A 22,329-nucleotide genomic window follows, 5' to 3' on the forward strand; every position below is an offset into this window, starting at 1 on the left:
GCCTGACGCAATTTGCGCGCGTCGCGACCGGGTTGAGAAGCCGTGCATTTTATGCGGCGCGGTGCGACGGCGCGGGAAAGCGGGTGACGCTCCCGATAAAATCTCGGCTTCCTGCCGTGACGGCCGCCGTAGCAGCCACCTGCGCACCCTCGGGGCGATCAAGCGCGGCCCTTACCCGTTGGATGCCTGAGTGTCGTGTTTGCGCCGCAGACCGGCGCATGGCCCGTCTTTCCTCTCGCTCGCCCTTTCCATGACCGAACTTGCCAAATCCTTCGAACCCCACGCCATCGAATCACGCTGGACGCAGCGCTGGGAGGAACTGGCCGTGTTCGCACCGAGCATGGATGCGGGCAAGCCGGCCTTCTGCATCCAGCTGCCGCCGCCCAACGTCACGGGCACGCTGCACATGGGCCATGCTTTCAACCAGACGGTGATGGACGCCCTCACCCGTTACCACCGCATGCGCGGCTTCAACACACTGTGGGTGCCGGGGACGGACCACGCAGGTATTGCCACGCAGATCGTGGTGGAGCGCCAACTGCAGGACAAGGGCCAAAGCCGCCACGATCTGGGCCGCGAGGCCTTCGTGAAAAAGGTGTGGGAGTGGAAGCTCCAGTCGGGCAACACCATCACCGGCCAGATGCGCCGCATGGGCGACTCGGTGAGCTGGCCGCACGAGTACTTCACCATGGACGAGGATCTGTCCCAAACCGTGGTGGAGACCTTCGTGCGCCTCTACGAACAAGGCCTGATCTACCGCGGCAAGCGCCTGGTGAACTGGGACCCGGTGCTCAAAAGCGCGGTGAGCGACCTGGAGGTGGAAAGCCAGGAGCACGACGGCTTCATGTGGCACATCCTCTACCCGTTCAGCGATGGCCCGATCGACGGCGTGCGTGGCATGCACATCGCCACCACCCGCCCTGAAACCATGATGGCCGACGGCGCGCTGGCCGTGCACCCGGAGGACGAACGCTATGCGAAGTTCATCGGCAAGTTCGTCGATCTGCCGCTGTGCGACCGCAAGATTCCCATCATCGCCGACGGCTTCGTCGAGCGCGAATTCGGCTCGGGCTGCGTGAAGATCACCGGCGCGCACGACTTCAACGACTACGCCTGCGCGCTTCGCCACGACATTCCGCTCATCACCATATTCACCGACGACGCCCGCATCAACGACAACGGCCCCAAGCCCTACCAGGGGCTCGATCGGTACGCCGCCCGCAAGGCGCTGCTGAAAGACCTCGAAACCGGCGGCTTTCTCGAAAAGGCCGTTCCGCACAAGAACATGGTGCCGGTCTGCGCGCGTACGGGCCAGATCGTCGAGCCCATGCTCACCGACCAATGGTTCGTCGCCACCACCAAGACCGGCCCGGACGGCAAAAGCATTGCCCAAAGGGCCATCGACGTGGTCGCCGCCGGCGAAGTGAAGTTCGTTCCCGAAAACTGGGTGAACACCTACAACCAGTGGATGGCCAACATTCAGGACTGGTGCATCTCGCGCCAGCTCTGGTGGGGCCACCAGATTCCGGCCTGGTATGGCGAAAACGGCGAAATCTTCGTCGCCCGCAACGAGGCCGAGGCCCGCGACAAGGCCTCCGCCGCCGGCTACAACCGCTCGCTCACCCGCGACCCGGACGTGCTCGACACCTGGTACTCCTCCGCGCTAGTGCCCTTCTCCACCATGGGCTGGCCCGAGCCGACGAAAGACATGGATCTGTTCCTGCCCTCCTCGGTCCTGGTGACGGGCTTTGACATCATCTTCTTCTGGGTGGCCCGGATGATCATGATGACCACGCACTTCACCGGGCGTGTGCCCTTCCGTCATGTCTACATCCACGGCCTGGTGCTCGACGCGCACGGCAAGAAGATGAGCAAGAGCGAAGGCAACGTGCTCGACCCCGTCGACTTGATCGACGGCATCGAGCTTGCCCCCCTGCTCGACAAGCGCACCACCGGCCTGCGCAAACCCGAGACCGCGCCCGCTGTGCGACGCGCCACCGAAAAGGAATTCCCCGACGGCATTCCCGCCTACGGCGCCGACGCCCTGCGCTTCACTTTCGCGTCGATGGCCACCCTGGGCCGCAACATCAACTTCGATACCAAGCGCTGCGAGGGCTACCGCAATTTCTGCAACAAGCTGTGGAACGCCACCCGCTTCGTGCTGATGCAGGTGGAGGGCATGAGCGATTTCGACCGCGGTATGGGCGACTGCAACAACACTTGCGGCCCCGACGGCTACATGCACTTCAGCGCCGCCGACCGCTGGATCGCCTCGCAACTGCAACGCACCGAGCAGCAAGTGGCGCAGGGCTTCGCCGACTATCGGCTCGATTTCGCGGCCCAGGCCATTTATCAATTCGTGTGGGACGAGTACTGCGACTGGTACCTGGAGATCGCCAAGACCCAGATCGCCCAAGGCACACCGCAGCAGCAGCGCGCGGCCCGGCGCACTTTGGTGCGTACCCTGGAAACCGTGTTGCGTCTGGCGCATCCCATCATGCCCTTCATCACCGAGGAACTGTGGCAGACGGTCGCGCCGCTCGCCGGGCGCGCCGGCAACAGCATCGCCGTGGCGCCCTACCCCGAGGCGCAGCTAGAGAAGATCGATACAGCCGCAGAGTCGGAAATCGCCGCCTTCAAACAACTCGTCGATGCCTGCCGCAATCTGCGCGGCGAACTCGGCGTGTCCCCGGCGCAGCGTCTGCCTCTATTGGCCTGCGGCGATGTCGCACTGATCGAGCGGCACCGGCCGGCACTGCAAGCCCTGGCCAAGATTGCCGAGATCAAGGTTTTTGCCGATCCCGCGCAGTGGAAGACCGCCACCCAGTCCTCACCCACGAGCGCGCTGGGCGACACCCAGTTTGCCTTGTTCGTCGAAGTCGATGCGGCGGCCGAACGTGCACGCCTGGGCAAGGAGGCACAACGACTTCAGGGCGAAATTGCGAAGGCGCAGGGCAAGTTGGGCAACGCCAGTTTCGTTGACCGCGCCCCAGCATCTGTCGTGGCGCAGGAGCAGGAACGTCTGCGCGATTTTCAGGCCCTGCTCGCCAAGGTCGAAGACCAGATCGTTCGCCTGCCCCAATAAAAAAACCCCGTGGCCTTCGCGGTTCACGGGGTTTCAGAGAGCCGCCTCAATCGGCGGCCAGGGCTCATTCAATCGACGGCGTGCTCCGGCACGTCGAGTTTGTCGGCTTTGCGCTCCCCGGCCTGATAGTCCACCAGTTCGCGCAGGGTCTTGCCGGGTTTGAAGTGCGGAATGCGTTTTTCCGGTACCGCGACCTGCTCACCCGAGCGGGGATTGCGTCCGATGCGGGCGGGCCGATGGCTGACGCTGAAGCTTCCGAAGCCGCGGATCTCGACACGATGCCCGTCATCCAGCGCCTGTGCCAAAGCGTCCAGAATAGTCTTGACCGACAGCTCTGCGTCGCGATGCGCAAGCTGGGGAAACCGAGCGGACAGGATTTCTACGAGATCAGAGCGCGTCATAGGAAGTACAGGTGAAAACGGCGGCCTCGGTGGAATCACCAGGGCCGCCGTACATCAGGACAGCTCTGGCGCGCACCGCAGGCGGCACGCACCAGCCATTCAGCCCGCAAGGGCAAAGGATCGAAGCTGCCGATCAGGAGCCCTTGTCCATCTTGGCACGCAGCAGAGCGCCGAGGTTGGTGGTGCCAGCTTCGCGCTGATCGCCCGCCAGGCGGTCCATCGCCTCTTGCTGTTCCGCAGCATCTTTCGCCTTGACCGACAACTGGATGTTGCGCGTCTTGCGGTCGATGTTGACGACCACGGCCGTGACCTGATCGCCTTCCTTGAGGACGTTGCGGGCGTCTTCGACGCGCTCGCGCGAGATCTCGGAAGCACGCAGATAACCTTCGATGTCGTTGCCCAGATCGATGGTTGCCCCCTTGGGGTCGACCGCCTTGACCGTACCCTCGACGATCTTGCCCTTGTCATTCAGCGCGGCAAAGGACATGAAGGGATCGTCGAGCATCTGTTTGATGCCCAGCGAAATGCGCTCGCGCTCGATGTCGATGGCCAGCACCACGGCCTCGACGTCCTGGCCCTTCTTGTAGTTGCGCACTTCAGACTCACCCGTGTCGTTCCAGGACAGGTCGGACAGGTGGATGAGGCCGTCGATGCCACCGGGCAGACCAATGAACACGCCGAAGTCGGTGATCGACTTGACCGGGCCGGCAACCTTGTCGCCACGCTTGTGATTGGCGGCGAACTCGTCCCAGGGGTTGGCGCGGCACTGCTTCATGCCCAGGCTGATACGGCGACGGTCTTCGTCGATTTCCAGCACTTGCACTTCGACCTCGTCGCCCAGTTGCACCACTTTGCTCGGGGCGACGTTCTTGTTGGTCCAGTCCATTTCGGAGACGTGCACCAGGCCTTCGATGCCCGGCTCGATCTCGACGAAAGCGCCGTACTCAGCAATATTGGTGACCTTGCCGAACAGGCGGGTGCCCGCCGGGTAGCGGCGCGACACGCCGTGCCAGGGGTCATCGCCCATCTGCTTGAGGCCCAGCGAAACACGGCCCTTCTCGGCATCGAACTTGAGCACCTTGGCGGTAACTTCCTGACCGGGGGTGACGACTTCGCTGGGGTGGCGAACACGGCGCCAGGCCAGATCGGTGATGTGCAGCAGACCATCGATACCGCCCAGGTCCACGAAGGCGCCGTAGTCGGTGATGTTCTTGACCACGCCGGTGACCAGCGAACCTTCCTGGAGGTTTTCGAGCAGCTTGGCGCGCTCTTCACCCTGGCTGGCTTCGACCACGGCGCGGCGCGACAGCACCACGTTGTTGCGCTTGCGGTCGAGCTTGATGACCTTGAATTCCAGGGTCTTGTTCTCGTAGGGCGTGGTGTCTTTCACCGGGCGCGTGTCGAGCAGCGAGCCGGGCAGGAAGGCGCGAATGCCGTTGACCATGACGGTCAGGCCGCCCTTGACCTTGCCAGTCGTGGTGCCTTCGACGAATTCGCCGGTTTCGAGCGCCTTCTCCAGCGACAGCCAGGACGCCAGGCGCTTGGCCTTGTCGCGCGACAGCACGGTGTCGCCACGGCCATTTTCGAGGGCGTCGATGGCCACGGAGACGAAATCGCCCACGTGAACGTCGGCTTCACCCTGATCGTTGTGGAACTCTTCGATGGGGATGTAGGCGTCGGACTTCAGGCCGGCGTTGACCACCACGAAATTCTGATCGACGGCGACGACTTCGGCGGTGATGACTTCGCCGGCGCGCATGTCGCGCGATTGCAGGGATTCTTCAAACAGTGCGGCGAACGATTCGGTGGAGGCAGCACTTGGGGAAACAGAGGACATTGAGTTCAGACCTTCAGACCACGGCATGACCGTGGGGTTGGAGACAAAAACTGAAATCGCGCGGGCGCGCGTTCAGGCCACTTAACCACCGTGCTGCCGCCACAGCGCCAGCACGGCTTCGACCGTCTGCGCAAGGCTCAGGTCGGTACTGTCGAGCAGTTTGGCGTCGGCCGCAGGCCTGAGGGCCGCAACCGCGCGCTGGGTATCGCGCGCATCACGCTGCTGCAAGTCAGCAAAAACGTCGGCAAGTATAGTCGGATTCCCTTGTGAAATCAATTGCTTATACCGGCGCTCGGCTCGGCTGTCGGCACTGGCGGTCAGGAAGATCTTGAGCCGCGCGTCGGGAAACACCACGGTGCCCATGTCGCGCCCGTCGGCCACGAGTCCGGGGGCGCGGCGGAAACTGCGCTGGAGGGCGAACAGGGCGTCGCGCACGGCTGGCACCGCAGCGATGGTAGAGGCGGCCTGTCCCACCTCTTCGGTGCGCAGTTGCGCCGCTTCGAAAATCTGCTCGTTCAGGTAGATGCGCCCGGCGGCGAAGGTCACGGGCAATGTTGCCGCCAGTTGAGCCAGGGCAGCATGGTCATCCAGCGCCACGCCTTGCCGCAACGCAGCCCAGGCAGTGAGGCGGTACAACACCCCGGAGTCGAGGCAGTCAAAACCCAGCGCCTCGGCCACCGCGGTGGCGATACTCCCCTTGCCCGAAGCGGTGGGGCCGTCGATGGCGATGACCGGCACGGGCCGGGCGATGCGGGCAAAGTCGTGAAAATAGCCCGGATAGGTCTTGGCCACGCAGCCTGGATCGGCGATGCGAATGTCGGCCGGGCCGAAGCTGGCCAGCGAGAAGCACATGGCCATGCGGTGATCGTCGTAAGTGGCAATGGTGGCGCTGTGCCATTGGGCTGGCTGCAGGGGATGTATCCGCAGCCAATCGGCGCCGGACTCGACCCGCGCGCCCAGCTTGGCCAGTTCGGTGACCATCGCATGAATGCGGTCGGTTTCCTTCACACGCCAACTGCCAATGGCGGTCAGGGTCGTCGGCGCATCGGCGAACAGCGCGGTCATCGCCAGTGTCATGGCGGCGTCGGGAATGGCCAGACAGTCGATTTCGCCGCCCCGCAGCGCCTTCAGTCCGGGCTGAAGGCCGTCGGTTTCAATGAAATCATTGCCCCAGCGCACCTGGGCTCCGAGGTCTTCGAGCACGCGCGCGAAGGCCACGTCGCCCTGAATACTGTCGCGCCCCACCCCTTCCACGCGCACGGGCGCCCCCCGGCCCTGGAGTTGACCCAACACCCCCGCCGCCAGGAAGTAGGACGCGGAGGACGCATCGCCCTCCACCGCGATACGGCCGGGGCTGCGCAGTCGGCTGCCTGCGGGAATGACAAAGCGCTCCCACCCCGTGCGCTGCACGGTCACGCCAAAGCGGCGCAGCAGGTTCAGTGTGATCTCGACATACGGTTTGGAAATCAACTCGCCCTGCACGGCGATGACCAAATCCTGCTCCGCGGCCTTAAGGGGTAGCGCCAGCAGCAAGGCGGTGAGGAACTGGCTGGACACATCGCCCCGCACCGCCACATCGCCGCCCAGCCGGAACCGGCTGGCCCCGATGCGCAGCGGCGGATAGCCCGGTTGCGCCTCATAGTTAATCGAGCAGCCGAACTGCCGCAACGCATCGACCAGATCGCCGATCGGGCGCTCGTGCATGCGCGGGACACCGTGAAGCCGGTAGTCTCCGCCCTGCAGCGCCAGCGCGGCCGTGAGCGGCCGGATCGCCGTCCCGGCGTTGCCCATGAACAGATCCGCGCTCGAGGCCGGAAACCGCCCGGCACCGCCCTGCACACGGGCGCTGGCGCCATCGCGCTGCACGCCAATGCCCAAACTCTGCAGAGCGGACAACATCACGCGCGTATCGTCGGAATCGAGCAGACCGGTGATCTCGGTCTGCCCCTCAGCCAGCGCCGCCAGCAGCAGCACCCGGTTGGAGATACTTTTGGAGCCGGGCAGCACCACCCGCCCGCCCGCGCCGATGAGTGGCGGCAGATCAAGGGTCTCAGGCGTCATCATCGGTCGCCATGGGAGCATCCCAGCCTTGACGCACCTGACTGGCCCGCCGGATCAAGGCCTCCACCGCGCTCCAGTTGCCCTGACGGGTCTGGGCCTCGAAGCCGGCCAGGGCTTGTTTGTAGATCTGCAACTGGCGCAACACCTCGTCCCGGTTGGCCTGGAGGACATCGCGCCACATGTGAGGGTCGCCACCCGCGATCCGGCTGAAATCGCGAAAACCGGGGCCCGCGAGTTGGAGGTAGGCGCTGCCCTGCGGCTGACTGCTCAAGGCATAGACATAGCTGAACGCCAGCAGGTGCGGCAGATGGCTGACTGCGGCAAACGCTGCGTCGTGCTCTTCCGGCGTCATGACGGACACCACCCCGCCGATCGATTCCCAGGCCTGGGTGGCGATGTCCACCAGACTGTCGCTATTGGCTTCGAGGGGCGTGACGACCACGCGCTTGCCGTCGAACAATCCGGCCTCGGCATGAAGCACCCCGCTTTTTTCCTTGCCCGCAATGGGATGACAGGGCACGAACTGGCTCTGCCGAGCGCCCAGCTGGGACTGCGCCGCAGCCACCACATTGCCCTTGGTACTGCCCACATCCATCACCAGCGCGTGGGGCTCAAGGCCATGCCGCAATTGCTTGAGCAGGTCGCCGGTCGACACCACCGGAACCGCCAGCAAGACGAGATCGGCGCCATGCACAGCGCGCAGCGCGGAGTCGGCTTCTTCATCAATGATGCCGCGCTCAAGTGCGGTACAGGTGGTGGTGGGCGACTTGCTGTAACCCACGATGTGCCGTGCCAGCTTGGCGCGACGTGCCGCGAGGGCGAAAGACCCCCCCAGCAGCCCGACGCCCAGAATGGCCAGCCGCTCGAACTGTACGGAGGCGCCGTCGCCGATCACGGTGTCCATCGGTTCAGCTCTCGGCATAGTGAGCGCGCAGCGCAGCGATACAGGTTGCGTTCTCCGCCTCGGTGCCAACGGAGATGCGCAGCCATTGCGGCAAGCCGTAGTTGTCCACCGGACGCGCAATGACACCCCGCTGCAGCAAGGCCAGATTCACGCGGGCGCCCGCACCCTCGTCATCGCCGACCCTGACCAGGATGAAATTGCCTTGCGACGGGATGTAGCGCAGGCCCAGCGCATCGAAGGCCTCAGTCAGTTGGGCCTGTCCAGCACGGTTGACGGCATAAGCCTGATCGATGAAATCGAGGTCCCCGAGCGCAGCCAGAGCCGCCGCCTGCCCCAGGGTGCTGGTGTTGAAAGCCGAACGCACGCGATTGAGCACGTCGGTGAGCGCGGGCTGCGAAACCCCGTAGCCCATGCGCAAACCGGCCAGGCCATAAGCCTTGGAGAAGGTGCGCGAAACAAGGAGATTGGGGAATTCACGCACCCACGCCATGCTGTCGTAGCGCAGGGCGGGTAGGGTGTATTCCACATAGGCCTCATCGAGCACCACGGCGATGTGCGGCGGCACCTTGCGGAGAAAGTCGAGCAACTCGTCGGCGGGCAGGAAGGTCCCCGTGGGGTTGTTGGGGTTGGCCACGAAGATCAGCTTGGTCTGCGGTGTGATGGCGGCCAGCATGGCGGGCAGATCGTGTCCAAACGCTCGATCAGGCACGACCTGATGCGCCGCCCCGACGCCTTGCACGGCCTGGGTGTAGACGACGAAGCTGTAGCGCGCGTACATACCGGCATCGGCGTCGGTCAGCAAGGCGCGCGCTGCCATTTCCAGCAAGTCGCTCGACCCGTGTCCCAGCGTGATCCAGTCGGCAGGCACGCCAAGCCGGGTCGCCAGCGCCTGCTTGAGCGCGTATCCATCGTTGTCGGGGTAGCGGGTGCTGTCCGTCATGGCCGATAGCATGGCTTCCCTGGCGCGGGGCGACATGCCCAGCGGGTTCTCGTTCGAGGCGAGTTTGACGATGCGTGCGGGCTCCAAACCGAATTGCCGCGCTACTTCCGCGATGGGCTTGCCCCCGACATAGGGTGAAATGGCCTGCACATAGTCGGCGCCCCAGCGGGCTTGCGTGGCTTGGTGTTCTGACATGGTCAAACTTTCAGGGGGGTATAGGGGTCACTGCGGCGAGCTACGGCGGCACGCCCAGGTCAGCTCTCGCGCGGCTTTCTGTCGATGGGATAGGAGCCCAGGCATTTATACATCGCGCAGACCGATTGCAATTCCCGCAAGGCGGTCGCCACGCGGTCGTCGTTCTGATGGCCTTCGACGTCGATGTAAAAAGCGTATTCCCATTCTCCCGAACGCGCCGGGCGCGATTCGAATCGGGTCATGCTGACGCCGTGTTCGGCCAGGGGCTTGAGCAGGTCGTACACCGCGCCGGCCTTGTTGGGCACGGAAAGAATGAGACTGGTCCGGTCGGCTCCGGTGGGCTCGGGCTGCGCCGCACCCAGCACGACAAAACGCGTGGTGTTCTGCGCCTCGTCCTGAATGGCGCGTGCGGCGATGTGCAGCCCGTAAAGCACCGCGGTCGCTTCGGCGGCAATCCCGGCGATGCTGGCGTCTTCAGCGGCCAGTCGCGCGCCTTCCGCATTGCTCGACACCGGCCGGATCTCGACACCGGGCAGATGCGCGCGCAGCCAACCGGCGCATTGGGCCAGGGCCTGGGGGTGCGCGGCCACCGTCTGAATGCCCTGCAGATCGGGTGTCTGCCGCATGAGGAAATGCCGCACCGGCAGGCTCACTTCGCCGCACAGATGCACGGGATGGGCGAGCAGCAGATCCATACTGCGCGCCACCGCGCCCTCGGTGCTGTTCTCCACCGGCACGATGGCGAATTCGCTTTCGCCGCTCAGATAGCTGCGGAACACATCGTCGATGGTCGCGCAGGGAAAACCCTGGGCACTGGCGCCGAAGAAACGCCGCGCCGCCTGCTCGCTGAACGTGCCGGCCGGACCCAGGAAAGCCACGCGCTGCGGTGCTTCGAGGGCACGGCAGGCCGACATGACTTCGCGCCAGATGGCGCTGATGCCCGAATTGCGCAGCGGCCCGGCATTGTGCTCATGCAGTTTCTCGATCACCTGACGTTCGCGCTCGGGGCGGAACACCGGCATGTTCAGGCGCTGCTTGATGTGGCCGATCTGCTGGGCGGCCTCTGCGCGCTGATTCAGCAGGGCCAGAATCTGCTTATCGAGGGCATCGATCTGGTCGCGCCAGGGGCCCAGATCATCGGGAGAAGATTGACTCATCGAATTTCAGCCGTGGCTTTTTTCAAAATCATTCAGGTAATCCACCAGGGCCCGCACGCCTTCGAGCGGCATGGCGTTGTAGATCGAGGCCCGCATGCCGCCCACCGATTTGTGCCCCTTGAGCTGCAGCAGCCCGGCCGCCTCGGCGCCTTGCAGAAAGCTTGCGTTCAAGGCACTGTCACGCAGATGAAACGGCACGTTCATGCGCGAGCGGCAGTCGCGGGCCACCCGAGTCTCGTATAGCTGTGAGGCATCGAGCGCGCCGTACAGCAGGTGCGCTTTGGCGATATTGCGCGCCTCCACTGCGGCCAAACCGCTCAGACCCTCGAAACGCTGGCGCTTGATCCACTGCAAGACCAGTCCGGCGATGTAGATCGCGTAGGTGGGCGGCGTGTTGAACATGGAGTGGTTGGCCGCCACCACGGCGTAATCGAACGCGCTGGGACAGTGCGGCATGGCATGCCCGAGCATGTCGCGGCGAATGATGACCAGCGTCAGGCCGGCCGGGCCGATGTTCTTCTGGGCGCCGCCGTAGATGCAGGCGTATCGCGACACATCCACCTCTCGCGACAATAAGTGCGAGGACATGTCCGCCACCAGCGGCACGCCGTGGCTGTCGGGCACGAAGTGGAACTCCACGCCGTCGATGGTTTCGTTGGTGCAGAGGTGCAGGTATTGCGCGTCGGGGCGGATGCTCCAGGTGGCGTTGTCCGGCAAGCTGCCGTAACCCTGATCGTCGTGCGCGCTGGCGCTCAGGTGCACGTCGCAATACTTGCGGGCTTCCTGCTGGCTCTTCTGCGACCAGCTTCCCGTGACCACATAATCAGCCTTGGCCCCGCGTGAAAGATTGAGCGGCAGAATGGCGTTCTCCGCAATCGCCCCGCCTTGCATGAACAGCACGGCGTAGTCGTCGGGGATGCGCAGCAATTCACGCAGATCGGCCTCGGCCTGCGCCAGGATGGACTCGAACTGCGGACCGCGATGGCTCATCTCCATCACGCTCATGCCACAGCCGTGCCAGTCGAGCATTTCGGCAGCCGCCTCCTGCAGCACCTCTTCGGGAATGGCGGCCGGCCCGGCGGAAAAGTTATAGGGGCGTTGCTTGACCATACGGATTTACTCCGCCGCCGTGTCGGCGTCGCCGTCCGTCGAGGGCAATTCCTCGTCGCCCTCGGCCTCCACCACCGGCTGCACCTGGATGAGCTGAGCCTTGGCGTCCAGCGCGATCAAGGTGACGCCCTGCGTGGCACGGCCCATTTCGCGGATCTCCTCCACCCGGGTGCGCACCAGCACGCCGGTGTCGGTGATGAGCATGATTTCATCGCTGGTCCGCACCAGACAGGCAGCGACCACCTTGCCGTTGCGCTCCGAAGTCTGGATGGCAATCATGCCCTTGGTGCCGCGCCCATGACGCGTGTATTCAGTGATGGAGGTGCGCTTGCCATAGCCGTTTTCCGTGGCCGTGAGCACGCTCTGCGTCTCGTCCTCGGCCACCAACAGCGCGATGACGGCCTGGTCGGCCTCAAGCTGCATGCCGCGCACGCCGCGCGCCTCGCGCCCCATGGGGCGCACGTCTGCCTCGTCGAAACGCACGGCCTTGCCCGCATCCGAGAAGAGCATGACGTCGTGCTGACCATCGGTGATGGCCGCACCGATGAGGTAGTCGTCATCATCGAGTCCGACCGCGATGATGCCCGCGGTACGGCGGTTGGCAAAGGCCGTCAGCGGGGTCTTTTTCACCGTGCCGCGAGCCGTCGCCATGAAGACGTAGTGCTGCTCGTCGAAGGCCTTGACCGGCAGCACCGTGGTGATCTTTTCACCCGCTTGCAGCGGGAACAGATTGACCAGGGGCTTGCCGCGCGACCCACGCCCGCCCATGGGCGACTCGTACACCTTCATCCAGTACACCCGGCCCCGGTTGGAGAAACACAGCAGCATGTCGTGAGTATTGGCCACGAACAGCTGCTCGACCCAGTCGTCTTCCTTGGTGCCCGTGGCCAGCTTGCCCCGGCCGCCGCGGCGCTGCGCACGGTACTCCGCCAGAGGCTGGCTCTTGACATAGCCCGAATGCGAGATGGTGACCACGAGGTCTTGCGGGGTGATGAGATCTTCGACGTCGATGTCGTAGGCATTGACCTCGATGTGCGAACGACGCGCATCGCCAAACTCGGCACGCAGGGTGCTCATTTCTGTGGCGATGATCTCGGTCATGCGCTCGGGCTTGGCCAGAATGTCGAGCAGATCGGCGATCTGCTCCATGACATCCTTGTATTCGCCCACGATCTTGTCCTGCTCCAGGCCGGTCAGGCGCTGCAGCCGCATCTGCAGGATTTCCTGCGCCTGCGTCTCGCTGAGGTAATAGCCGTCGGGCTTGAGGCCGTAACGCGGGTCGAGGTCATCGGGCTGGAACTGGGTGATGTCGCCCTCCACGCGCGACAGCATGGCGCGCGCCTCACCCGGCTCCCAGGCTTGCGCCAGCAGACGTTCCTTCGCCACCGGCGGCGTGGGCGCGGCCTTGATGAGTTCGATCATGCGATCGACATTGGCGAGCGCAACGGCGAGGCCTTCGAGCACGTGGCCCCGCTCTCGCGCCTTGCGCAGATCGAACACCGTGCGGCGGGTGATGATCTCGCGGCGGTGCGACAGAAAGGCCGCAATCATCTGCTGCAGATTGAGCAAGCGCGGCTGGCCGTCCACCAGCGCGACCATATTCACGCCAAAGGTGTCCTGCAGCTGGGTCTGCTTGTACAGGTTGTTGAGCACGACCTCGGGCACTTCGCCTCGCTTGAGCTCGATGACCACGCGCATGCCCGATTTATCGGACTCGTCCTGAATGTGGCTAATTCCCTCGATCTTCTTTTCCTGCACCAACTCGGCGATGCGTTCGAGCAGCGTGCGCTTGTTGACCTGATAGGGCAGCTCATCGACGATGATGGCCTGACGCTGCCCCTTTTCAAGGTCTTCAAAGTGGCAGCGCGCTCGCATCACCACCCGGCCGCGCCCGGTGCGATAGGCATCGCGAACCCCCGAAGTGCCATAAATGATGCCCGCCGTCGGGAAGTCGGGCGCGGGCACACGCTCCATCAATTCTTCGATCGTCGCCTCGGGATGGCGCAGCAGATGCAGACAGGCATCCAGCACTTCGCCCAGGTTGTGCGGCGGAATGTTGGTGGCCATACCCACCGCAATGCCCGACGAACCATTGATCAAGAGATTGGGCAGCCTGGCGGGCAGCAGCAAAGGCTCCTGCTCGGAGCCGTCATAGTTGGGCCCGAAATCAACCGTTTCCTTGTCGATATCGGCCAACATCTCGTGCGCGATCTTCGACAGACGGATCTCGGTATAGCGCATCGCCGCGGCGTTGTCGCCGTCCACCGAGCCGAAGTTGCCCTGCCCATCGACCAGCATGTAGCGCAGCGAGAAACTCTGGGCCATGCGCACGATGGTGTCGTACACCGACTGATCACCATGGGGGTGATACTTACCAATGACGTCACCGACGATACGTGCCGATTTCTTGTAGGGCCGGTTCCAGGCATTGCTCAACTCATGCATGGCGTACAACACACGCCTGTGCACCGGCTTGAGGCCATCTCGCACATCGGGCAAGGCGCGTCCCACAATCACGCTCATGGCGTAATCGAGATAGGAGCGGCGCATCTCCGACTCTAGGCTGATAGGCAGTGTTTCTTTGGCAAAGACGGACATGAGTGAGCGCTTTTCTGCAATGAATCAGACGCTGGAGCGACCAGCAAGTGCCCCAACCACACCGGGTAACGCTCTCGGGCGAGTGCGTTCCAAGTCAAGCGGCTGATGTTAGCAGCCCGAATTTCCTCGACTGACTCCAGCCCCTCGCGGCGCGCACGATGAACCAACCGGCAAGCGAACCGCCTCTGCGTTGCAGAATGACAACACTGATTGGCGGTGTTTCAGGTCAACCGTAAAGCAATTTCCGAAACAATTGAACGTCATGCACGCTGTGGCACAATACATCCGGGTTTACTAGTAGTGAGCTTGGCTACGGGATGTCTAGCCAATGAACGAATCTCCGTTGCAATCGTTCATACGGAATTCATCCCGTCGTTTATTATGGCAACACGCAGTTCTGGCTGCGATGAACGATCAACGACCGAGAGGAAAAAACATGACCCACCCCCAAAAAATCGCAAAATTGTTCGCTGCAGCGGTTATCGCAACGTCATCCCTGACTGTTGCCCACGCACAGGACGCCCGCAGCATCAACAACTGGCAAGACCCGTACGGTCTGACCTGGATGAACGGCGACAACAAGCTGTGCTGGCAAGACAATTTCTGGACCCCGGCCACGGCCTCCAGTGAAGCTTGCGGCCTGCCGGTGGTTGCCAAGGCAGAACCCGCGCCTGCCCCGGCTCCCGCGCCTGCCCCCGCTCCGGCTCCGGCGCCCGCCCCCGCTCCGGCACCCGTGCCTGTGAGCGAAAAAGTCACCTACAACGCCGACGCCTTCTTCCAGTTCAACAAGGCTGTTCTGCTGCCTGCTGGCAAAGAGAAGCTCGACGAGCTGGCTGACAAGGTCAAGGCGATCAACCTGGAAGTCGTGATCGCCACCGGCTATACCGACAGCTTCGGTAGCGTGGCCTACAACCAGAAGCTCTCTGTTCGTCGTGCCGAAGCCGTCAAGGCCTACATGGTGAGCAAGGGCGTTCCGGCGGACAAGGTTTACGTCGAAGGCAAGGGCAAGACTGATTTCCGCGTCGATCCCAAGAGCTGCAAGGGTTCTTTCAAGAGCCAAGTCGAGTGCCAGGCCCCCAACCGCCGTACCGTGGTTGAGGTCGTTGGAACCCATATGGTCACCAAGTAAGGCCCAGATCAGCGAATCGAGCTGATCCCAAGCAAAAAGCCCCGCTCTGCGGGGCTTTTTCATTTGCGTGGCAACCTGCGACGGGAAGATGGGCCTTCGTTATATTTGAGGGGCTCGTAAATGAAGATACTCGGGCGACACTCACACCCGTTCACAGGAGAGTTTCATGGATCAAGCCGAACTTCAGCGTTCTGGCGCAATGACCGAGCTGCCGTCGATGGACCAGCTCTGGATGCCGTTTACCGCCAACCGACAGTTCAAAGCCTCGCCCCGCCTGCTGGTCAGTGCCGCGGGCATGTATTACCGTTCCCATGATGGGCGGCAGATTCTGGATGGAACATCTGGCCTCTGGTGCGTCAATGCAGGACATGGCCGCCAGGAAATCAGTGCAGCCATCGCCCATCAGGCGCAGGAAATGGATTACGCGCCACCGTTCCAGATGGGCCACCCCATCCAGTTCGAAGCCGCCAATCTGCTGGCCGACATCGCCCCTGCCGATCTGAAGAAAGTGTTCTTCACCAACTCGGGATCGGAATCGGTCGATTCGGCCTTGAAGATCGCCCTGGCCTATCACCGTGCTCGCGGCGAGGGAGCGCGCACCCTGTTCATCGGGCGCGAGCGTGGTTATCACGGGGTGGGATTCGGTGGGATTTCCGTGGGGGGCATGGTGGCGAATCGCAAGGTTTTTCGCGGCGCACTACTGCCGAATGTCGATCATCTTCCCCATACGTACTCGGCCGAGCATCAGGCGTTCTCTCGCGGCATTCCCGAATGGGGCGGCCACCTTGCCGACGATCTTGAGCGCATCGTCGCGCTGAACGATGCGAGCAATATAGCCGCCGTCATCGTCGAGCCCGTTGCAGGATCGACCGGCGTACTCGTACCGCCCAAGGGCTATCTCGAACGGCTGCGCGCCATCTGCGACAAATACGGCATCCTGCTCATTTTTGACGAGGTGATCACCGGTTATGGCCGCCTGGGCACGCCGTTTGCCGCGCAGTATTTCAAGGTCACTCCCGACATCATTACCAGCGCCAAGGCGGTGAACAACGCAGCCGTCCCCTTGGGAGCCGTCTTCGTCCGCAACGGCATCTACGACACCGTGGTGAATGGATCGCCGGAAAACGCGGTCGAGTTTTTCCATGGCTACACCTATTCGGGCCACCCTCTGGCCATGGCAGCAGCGGTTGCCGCGCAAAAGATCTACAAGCGTGAGAACCTGCTTACTCGCGTCCAGGACGATGGCATCGCTCAATACTGGCAGGAAGCGTTGCACGCTTTGAGCGACGTCCGGCATGTCAAGGATCTGCGCAACATCGGGTTGATCGGTGCCCTTGAGCTGGAATCTCGCCCTGGAGCAGTCGGCAAACGTGCCTATGAAGCCTTCGCGGCGTGCTACGCCCGCGGCCTGCTCGTGCGCTATACCGGCGACACCATTGCCTTGTCTCCGCCACTCATCATCGAGCGTGGTCAGATCGACCAGATCATGTCGATCCTGCGCGACGTGATACGCACGCTGGATTGAGCGTCGCGGTCCGTCTTTTCCTCAACCCGGCTTACCGCCGGGTTTTTCATGTCTTGGCCCACGCATGGCCAGCTCTTGCGTCGTCCACGCTAAAGTGCTGATTTCGTCTTCAGCAGACTTCGTCTCTCATACTTCCGGCATGGATGCCCTGTTGCGCTGGTTCATTCCCTGGGAACTCTCCCCGGCCGCCCTCTTCCTGCTGGCGGCGGCAGCGGTCATCTACGTCCGCGGTTGCCGCAGACGACAGACCTCCGTCTCACGTCAAATCCGATTCTGGCTCGGATGGGTGCTGATGTGGCAGGCCTTTCAGACCCGCTGGGATTACTACGCCGAGCATCAGTTTTTTGTGCACATCACCCAGCAGCTTTCGCTGCATGATTTTGCCCCCCTGCTCATCATGTGGAGCTATCCGCTGACGACCTTGCGCGCGGGCATTCCGTTGCACTGGCGCCTGAGGTGGCTGAAACCGCTGAATCGCACGGCCATGGTGCGGGGAATCAAAGTGGTGTTGTTCAACCCGCTGTTCGCAGCCTTTCTTTTCGGCGGCATGGCGCTGCTTTGGCTGATTCCTTCGTTCCATCCGTTTGTCATGCTCAACGCGCCCACCTACCGCCTGATGAACTGGAGCATGGCACTCGATGGCCTCTTGTTCTGGTGGCTGGTTCTGGACACACGCCCCCATCCACCCGCGCACCTGTCACCTGGCAAACGCGTATTTCTCCCGCTGCTGGCGATGCTGCCAACGATGGTGTGGGGTGCCATCCTCGCCCTCAGCATGACGGACTACTACCCGATCTACGAGATTTGCGGCCGAGCGCTGAATCTCGATCCTTTGACCGACCAACACCTGGGCGGCCTGATCCTGTGGATTCCCGGATCGTTTGCCATGGTGCTGGCCAGCATGATCGCCCTGCGGAACTGGATGCGGCTCTCCGAAAAGGGCCGTCTCAAGACTCGGCACAGCCAAGCCGCTACGCCTGCGGCTTCGCCGGCAATTCCGCCCGCCATCTGAGCCTGCTGGACCGCGAGCCTCAGCGACTCCGTTTGTGCGAACTGCCCGATTGACCGGCCTTGCGTGCGGTTGACGCCCGACCCTTGCCGACCTTCCCTTGGGGCGCGGAGGCCAACGGGGTTTTGACCGGTACCTCGGCCGGGCGGCGCGCCTTCTTGGCGGCAGACTTCGGCGCGCCGTTGGCCGACGCCCTGGATTTGCGCACCCCCGCAGACATTTGCGGATTCAGCGCGAACACATCCTCATCGCCCCCCTTGATCTCACCAGACGTGGGCAGCGGCTTGTTGGACGGGACGGATTTTCCGCCTTCGCGCACCATGCGGAAGTCAATTTTTCGACCGTCCAGATCGACACGACTGACCTGCACGAGCAGACGCCCCCCCAAGGCATAGCGAATGCCTGTGCGCTCACCCCGCAGCTCACCCCGGGCCTCGTCATAGCGAAAATAATCGGCCCCAATCTCGGACACATGGACCAGTCCTTCGACGAACAGCGCGTCCAATTGCACAAACAAGCCGAAACTGGTGACCGCGGTGATCGTCCCCGCGTACTCCTCGCCGAGTTTGTCGCGCATATACCAGCACTTCAACCAGCTCTCGACGTCTCGGCTGGCCTCGTCGGCGCGGCGCTCGTTGGCCGAGCAATGCACACCCGCCGACTCCCAGATCGGCATGTCTTTGGCCTGCTGCTTGCTCACGGGCGCTGCGGGCGCCACGCTGGCGACCTGACGTTGTGGCGCACGGCGCGCATTCTGTTCGCCTCGGTTGAGTGCAATGCGCTCGCTGAACTTCGGGGTGTAGCGCGAGCCGCGCAGAATAGCCTTGATACCCCGGTGCGTGAGCAAATCAGGATAACGTCGAATCGGACTGGTGAAATGGGTATAGGCTGGGTATGCCAAGCCAAAATGCCCACTGTTATGAGGCGTGTAGATCGCCTGCTGCATGGATCGCAACAGAAGCGTCTGGATCTGCAAGGCGTCCGGCCTGTCCTCGATGGACTGCGCCAAGGTCTGATAGTCGGCCGGCTCAGGCGTGCCCTTGCTGCCCAGCGTGAGCCCGAGATTGCGCAGCAAGGTGCGCAATGTCTCGAGCTTCTCAGGCGTGGGCCCTTCATGCACGCGATACAGCGCAAGCTGCTTGTTGCGTTCCAGGAAGTCGGCGGCACAGACATTGGCCGCCAGCATGCACTCCTCGATGAGTCGGTGCGCGTCGTTACGATGCCGCGGCACGATGGTCTCGATCTTGCCTGCGGCATTGACCACAATCTGCGTTTCAGGAATATCGAGATCAAGGGCACCCCGAACCTGCCTCGACTTCAGCAGCGCATGAAACACGGCGTGCAAATTGAGCAGGTGGGGCACCAGCGGCGCACGCTCGCGCGCCAACTTGCCCGCCGTATTCGACAGGATGTCCGCAACCTCCGTATAGGTCAGCCGCGCCTGCGAACGCATGACGGCGGGATAGAACTGATAGGCCTTGAGGTCCCCCTGCGCGGTGATCAGCATGTCGCACACCATGCACAACCGATCCACCTGCGGGTTGAGCGAGCACAGGCCGTTGCTCAACTTCTCCGGCAGCATGGGGATGACCCGCCTGGGGAAGTACACCGAGGTTGCACGCTCCAGCGCATCGGCATCCAGCTCGGCGCCCTCGCGCACATAATGCGAGACGTCGGCGATGGCCACCAGCAGCCGCCAACCCTTGACGCGGCCCACCTTCGCAGGCTCGCAATACACCGCATCGTCAAAGTCGCGCGCATCTTCACCGTCAATGGTCACGAGCGCCACATCGCGCAGATCGATCCGTCCCTCCGAGTCGGCCGCCCTAACGACGTCGGGAAGAGCCGCACTTTCCTTGGACGCTCCGGGCGAAAACACATGCGGCACGCCGTACTTGCGCACCGCAATCTCGATCTCCATACCAGGATCATCAAGCTCCCCGAGCACCTCCAACACCCGCCCTACGGGCTGCACGTTCGGCAAGGGCGGCTGGGTAATCTCCGCGCTCACGACCTGACCCGATCGCGCCTTGCCCACGCCATCAGGCGAGATCAGGATGTCCTGCACATAGCGCTTGTCTTCCGGTGCCAGCAACCATGTCCCACCCTCCTGCAACAAGCGCCCAATGATGGGCCGCGTGCTTCGCTCGAGGATGGCGATGATCTGCCCCTCCGTCCGCCCCCGGCGATCGGGCTTGCCCGCCCGCACCCGCACCCTGTCCAGATGCAGCACGGTACGCATCTGCTGAGGCGGGAGATACAGATCGGGGCCGCCATCATCAGGCGTGACAAACCCATGGCCATCGCGATGACCGCGCACGATACCTTCAACAATCACGGAAGATCCTTTTCTTGGCTGCAGGCCACTGCAGCGTCGCGGCCTTGGCGCCGCCGGGAGATGAAGCTTGACGTTGTTCTGGCTTGCATTATCACCGCCATCCTTGATCCATCTCGAAAGCGCGCGGAAGACTTTACAGCCAAAACCTTTATGCTATGATGCACGACTTCGTTGCCCAGATGGCGGAATTGGTAGACGCACTAGTTTCAGGTACTAGCGCTGCGAGGCGTGGAGGTTCGAGTCCTCTTCTGGGCACCAAATATTGAAGCAAGCACTGACGGGGGATTTCGATTCCCCGTTTTGCTTTCTGTCAGGCGCATGGCCTGATTTCCCAGCCGGGATGGCGGAATCGGTAGACGCAGTGGACTCAAAATCCACCGCCCTTAAAAGCGTGCGGGTTCGAGTCCCGCTCCCGGCACCAATGAAATCAATAGCTTAGGCTCACACTATTGCGCCACGGCTACGCCCCATCGGGAATTTGGTTCCCTTTTGGCACACTTGGCGCACCAAGCTGTACCAAAGGAATGAACCCTGGCCGGTATTCACAGAAGCGCGGAGATGCTTGGCGGGCACTGATTCGCCGCAAGGGCCACCCCGCGATTTCGCAGACCGTCGACACCAAGGCCGAAGACGAGGCCTGGGCGCGCAAGACCGAGTCCGAGATTGATCGCGGCCAGCACACCGATCACAGGCCTGCGCTGTCCGTGACCCTGAGCGATTGCTTGACCCGCTATGACCACGAGGTCAGCGTCGACAAGAAGAGTAAGCGGCCGGAGTTGTCGCGCATTCGTATCCTGCTGGATCACCCGCTCGCCAAGCGGGCCATCGGCTCACTGCGTCCCGACCATTTCGCCCGCTATCGCGATGCCAGGCTCAAAGAGGTTGCGCCGCGACAACCCGGCTTGAGCTGGCCCTGATCTCCCACCTGTCCACCACGGCGAACCCGATCCGCATGATCGCCAAGCCCAAGGTTCGGAATGAACGAGACAGGCGATTTAAGGGCGATGAGGAAGTCCGGCTGTTCGTGGTGATCGATGCAATCGTTGTCGCCCTAGAGACGGGCATGCGCCAGGGCGAACTGCTCACGAAAGCAAGCACGCCACTGAATACTGTCATGCCGCAATCAATTATTCGACGCGACCTTTGTGGTCACGGCGTCTAACCTGGCTATTACCTCGTCGGACAGTTTCAGTTCAGAGGCTGCCAGATTCTGTCGTAAGTGCTCGACAGACGAAGTGCCGGGGATCAGCACCAGATTTGGTGAGCGCTGCAACAGCCAAGCCAATGCCACCTGCATGGGTGTCGCACCGAGCTCCGTGGCCACGGAGGAAAGCGCCGTCGACTGCAGTGGCGAGAAACCTCCGAGCGGGAAAAATGGCGCGTAAGCAATGCCATCTTGCGCCAATTGTTGAATCAGTGGGTCGTCATGGCGGTGTGCCAGGTTGTAGTGGTTCTGAACGCAAACGATGTCGCAGATCCGGCGCCCATCCGTGACCTGCTGAGGCGTAACGTTGCTCAGGCCAATGTGGCGGATCAGCCCTTGCTGTTGCAGTTCGGCAAGGACGGAAAGCGGCTCTTCCAGCGACCCTTCGTTTGGCTCGTGAATGCCCCACATGCTGCGCAAGTTCACCACCTCCAGCACATCCAAACCGAGGTGACGCAGGTTGTCGTGAACGGCCTGTGTCAGATCTTCCCGCGACAGGGCGGGAATCCACGAAGCATCCGTCCCACGCCGGGCGCCAACCTTTGTGACGATGACCCAATCGTCCCGATAGGGGTGTAGTGCCTCGTGGATGATCTGGTTGGTGATGTGGGGACCATAGAAATCGCTGGTGTCGATGTGGTTGACACCGCTTTCCACCGCCATACGGAGCACGGCCAATGCGGCCGCCCTGTCTCTCGGCGGCCCGAAGACGCCCGGCCCTGCAAGTTGCATGGCGCCGTAGCCCATGCGCCTGACCTCACGACTGCCTAGTCGGAAGTGGCCGGACTGATCGATTGTGTTCATAGGAGATTCCCTTTCAAGAAAGAAAACACAAT

General features: G+C 62.8%; 16 protein-coding genes and 2 tRNA genes. 8 read left to right on the top strand and 10 right to left on the bottom strand.

Annotated features, from left to right (window positions below):
• The first annotated feature begins 250 nt into the window (after positions 1-250).
• Positions 251-3,085: a valine--tRNA ligase gene (locus BVH73_RS01445; protein ID WP_079415466.1), complete on the top strand. Its 2,835-nt coding sequence runs from the start codon at positions 251-253 to the stop codon at positions 3,083-3,085.
• A gap of 68 nt (positions 3,086-3,153) precedes the next feature.
• Here BVH73_RS01445 and BVH73_RS01450 read toward each other — a convergent pair whose 3' ends face one another.
• From BVH73_RS01450 to gyrA, 8 genes are all read right to left on the bottom strand, one after another.
• On the bottom strand, positions 3,154-3,486 hold the full coding sequence (locus tag BVH73_RS01450; protein ID WP_079415468.1) for an integration host factor subunit beta: 333 nt from the start codon (positions 3,484-3,486) through the stop codon (positions 3,154-3,156).
• A 133-nt stretch (positions 3,487-3,619) separates the two neighbouring features.
• Positions 3,620-5,323 (bottom strand): 30S ribosomal protein S1, encoded by a 1,704-nt coding sequence (rpsA, locus tag BVH73_RS01455; RefSeq protein WP_079415470.1) that lies wholly within the window; start codon positions 5,321-5,323, stop codon positions 3,620-3,622.
• Between the two features lie 81 nt (positions 5,324-5,404).
• Complete coding sequence (locus BVH73_RS01460) at positions 5,405-7,387, bottom strand: bifunctional 3-phosphoshikimate 1-carboxyvinyltransferase/cytidylate kinase (RefSeq protein ID WP_079415472.1); 1,983 nt, start codon at positions 7,385-7,387, stop codon at positions 5,405-5,407.
• Complete coding sequence (locus BVH73_RS01465; RefSeq protein WP_169836731.1) at positions 7,374-8,288, bottom strand: prephenate dehydrogenase; 915 nt, start codon at positions 8,286-8,288, stop codon at positions 7,374-7,376. The genes BVH73_RS01460 and BVH73_RS01465 overlap by 14 nt, the downstream gene beginning before the upstream one ends.
• A 4-nt stretch (positions 8,289-8,292) precedes the next feature.
• Entirely contained in the window at positions 8,293-9,423 is a 1,131-nt protein-coding gene (gene hisC, locus BVH73_RS01470) for a histidinol-phosphate transaminase (RefSeq protein WP_079415476.1), read from the bottom strand.
• Between the two features lie 59 nt (positions 9,424-9,482).
• The gene (pheA, locus tag BVH73_RS01475; protein ID WP_079415479.1) at positions 9,483-10,580 is read right to left on the bottom strand and encodes a prephenate dehydratase; all 1,098 of its coding nucleotides are present in this window, start codon (positions 10,578-10,580) and stop codon (positions 9,483-9,485) included.
• A 6-nt stretch (positions 10,581-10,586) separates the two neighbouring features.
• Complete coding sequence (serC, locus tag BVH73_RS01480) at positions 10,587-11,690, bottom strand: 3-phosphoserine/phosphohydroxythreonine transaminase (RefSeq protein ID WP_079415481.1); 1,104 nt, start codon at positions 11,688-11,690, stop codon at positions 10,587-10,589.
• Positions 11,691-11,696: 6 nt separating this feature from the next.
• Positions 11,697-14,288, bottom strand: a complete 2,592-nt coding sequence (gyrA, locus tag BVH73_RS01485) for a DNA gyrase subunit A (protein WP_079415483.1) — start codon at positions 14,286-14,288, stop codon at positions 11,697-11,699.
• A gap of 436 nt (positions 14,289-14,724) precedes the next feature.
• On the opposite strand from gyrA, the gene ompA reads away from it, so the two are divergent.
• From ompA to BVH73_RS01500, 3 genes are all read left to right on the top strand, one after another.
• Positions 14,725-15,417, top strand: coding sequence for an outer membrane protein OmpA (gene ompA / locus BVH73_RS01490; protein ID WP_079415485.1), 693 nt, complete (start codon positions 14,725-14,727; stop codon positions 15,415-15,417).
• Between the two features lie 166 nt (positions 15,418-15,583).
• Positions 15,584-16,942, top strand: coding sequence for an omega-aminotransferase AptA (gene aptA, locus BVH73_RS01495; protein ID WP_079415487.1), 1,359 nt, complete (start codon positions 15,584-15,586; stop codon positions 16,940-16,942).
• 139 nt (positions 16,943-17,081) lie between these two features.
• Positions 17,082-17,954, top strand: a complete 873-nt coding sequence (locus BVH73_RS01500; RefSeq protein ID WP_079415489.1) for a cytochrome c oxidase assembly protein — start codon at positions 17,082-17,084, stop codon at positions 17,952-17,954.
• A gap of 19 nt (positions 17,955-17,973) precedes the next feature.
• Here the strand turns inward: BVH73_RS01500 and rnr are convergent, their stop codons facing one another.
• Positions 17,974-20,289 (bottom strand): ribonuclease R, encoded by a 2,316-nt coding sequence (gene rnr, locus BVH73_RS01505; RefSeq protein WP_079415491.1) that lies wholly within the window; start codon positions 20,287-20,289, stop codon positions 17,974-17,976.
• Between the two features lie 173 nt (positions 20,290-20,462).
• Here rnr and BVH73_RS01510 point away from each other — a divergent pair.
• The 4 genes from BVH73_RS01510 to BVH73_RS15645 all read left to right on the top strand — a co-directional run bounded on the left by BVH73_RS01510 (position 20,463) and on the right by BVH73_RS15645 (position 21,451).
• Positions 20,463-20,547: transfer RNA gene (locus BVH73_RS01510), tRNA-Leu, on the top strand.
• Positions 20,548-20,623: 76 nt separating this feature from the next.
• A tRNA-Leu gene (locus tag BVH73_RS01515) sits at positions 20,624-20,710 on the top strand.
• Between the two features lie 103 nt (positions 20,711-20,813).
• Positions 20,814-21,206, top strand: a complete 393-nt coding sequence (locus BVH73_RS01520) for a hypothetical protein (protein WP_079415493.1) — start codon at positions 20,814-20,816, stop codon at positions 21,204-21,206.
• Between the two features lie 35 nt (positions 21,207-21,241).
• Positions 21,242-21,451, top strand: a complete 210-nt coding sequence (locus BVH73_RS15645) for a site-specific integrase (RefSeq protein WP_154048388.1) — start codon at positions 21,242-21,244, stop codon at positions 21,449-21,451.
• Here BVH73_RS15645 and BVH73_RS01525 read toward each other — a convergent pair.
• Positions 21,413-22,297 carry an aldo/keto reductase family oxidoreductase gene (locus tag BVH73_RS01525; protein WP_079415495.1) on the bottom strand — a complete coding sequence of 295 codons (885 nt, stop codon included), beginning with the start codon at positions 22,295-22,297 and terminating at the stop codon, positions 21,413-21,415. The two genes, BVH73_RS15645 and BVH73_RS01525, sit on opposite strands and share 39 nt — an antisense overlap.
• Positions 22,298-22,329: the final 32 nt, after the last annotated feature.

It is taken from the genome of Thiomonas intermedia (genome assembly GCF_002028405.1).
Taxonomy (GTDB): Bacteria; Pseudomonadota; Gammaproteobacteria; order Burkholderiales; family Burkholderiaceae_C; genus Thiomonas; species Thiomonas intermedia.

Coding starts and splice junctions, on each gene's coding strand:
- BVH73_RS01445 (WP_079415466.1), top strand. CDS start 251: ATGACCGAACTTGCCAAATCCTTCGAACCCCACGCCATCGAATCACGC.
- BVH73_RS01450 (WP_079415468.1), bottom strand. CDS start 3,486: ATGACGCGCTCTGATCTCGTAGAAATCCTGTCCGCTCGGTTTCCCCAG.
- rpsA (WP_079415470.1), bottom strand. CDS start 5,323: ATGTCCTCTGTTTCCCCAAGTGCTGCCTCCACCGAATCGTTCGCCGCA.
- BVH73_RS01460 (WP_079415472.1), bottom strand. CDS start 7,387: ATGATGACGCCTGAGACCCTTGATCTGCCGCCACTCATCGGCGCGGGC.
- BVH73_RS01465 (WP_169836731.1), bottom strand. CDS start 8,288: ATGGACACCGTGATCGGCGACGGCGCCTCCGTACAGTTCGAGCGGCTG.
- hisC (WP_079415476.1), bottom strand. CDS start 9,423: ATGTCAGAACACCAAGCCACGCAAGCCCGCTGGGGCGCCGACTATGTG.
- pheA (WP_079415479.1), bottom strand. CDS start 10,580: ATGAGTCAATCTTCTCCCGATGATCTGGGCCCCTGGCGCGACCAGATC.
- serC (WP_079415481.1), bottom strand. CDS start 11,690: ATGGTCAAGCAACGCCCCTATAACTTTTCCGCCGGGCCGGCCGCCATT.
- gyrA (WP_079415483.1), bottom strand. CDS start 14,288: ATGTCCGTCTTTGCCAAAGAAACACTGCCTATCAGCCTAGAGTCGGAG.
- ompA (WP_079415485.1), top strand. CDS start 14,725: ATGACCCACCCCCAAAAAATCGCAAAATTGTTCGCTGCAGCGGTTATC.
- aptA (WP_079415487.1), top strand. CDS start 15,584: ATGGATCAAGCCGAACTTCAGCGTTCTGGCGCAATGACCGAGCTGCCG.
- BVH73_RS01500 (WP_079415489.1), top strand. CDS start 17,082: ATGGATGCCCTGTTGCGCTGGTTCATTCCCTGGGAACTCTCCCCGGCC.
- BVH73_RS01520 (WP_079415493.1), top strand. CDS start 20,814: ATGAACCCTGGCCGGTATTCACAGAAGCGCGGAGATGCTTGGCGGGCA.
- BVH73_RS15645 (WP_154048388.1), top strand. CDS start 21,242: ATGATCGCCAAGCCCAAGGTTCGGAATGAACGAGACAGGCGATTTAAG.
- BVH73_RS01525 (WP_079415495.1), bottom strand. CDS start 22,297: ATGAACACAATCGATCAGTCCGGCCACTTCCGACTAGGCAGTCGTGAG.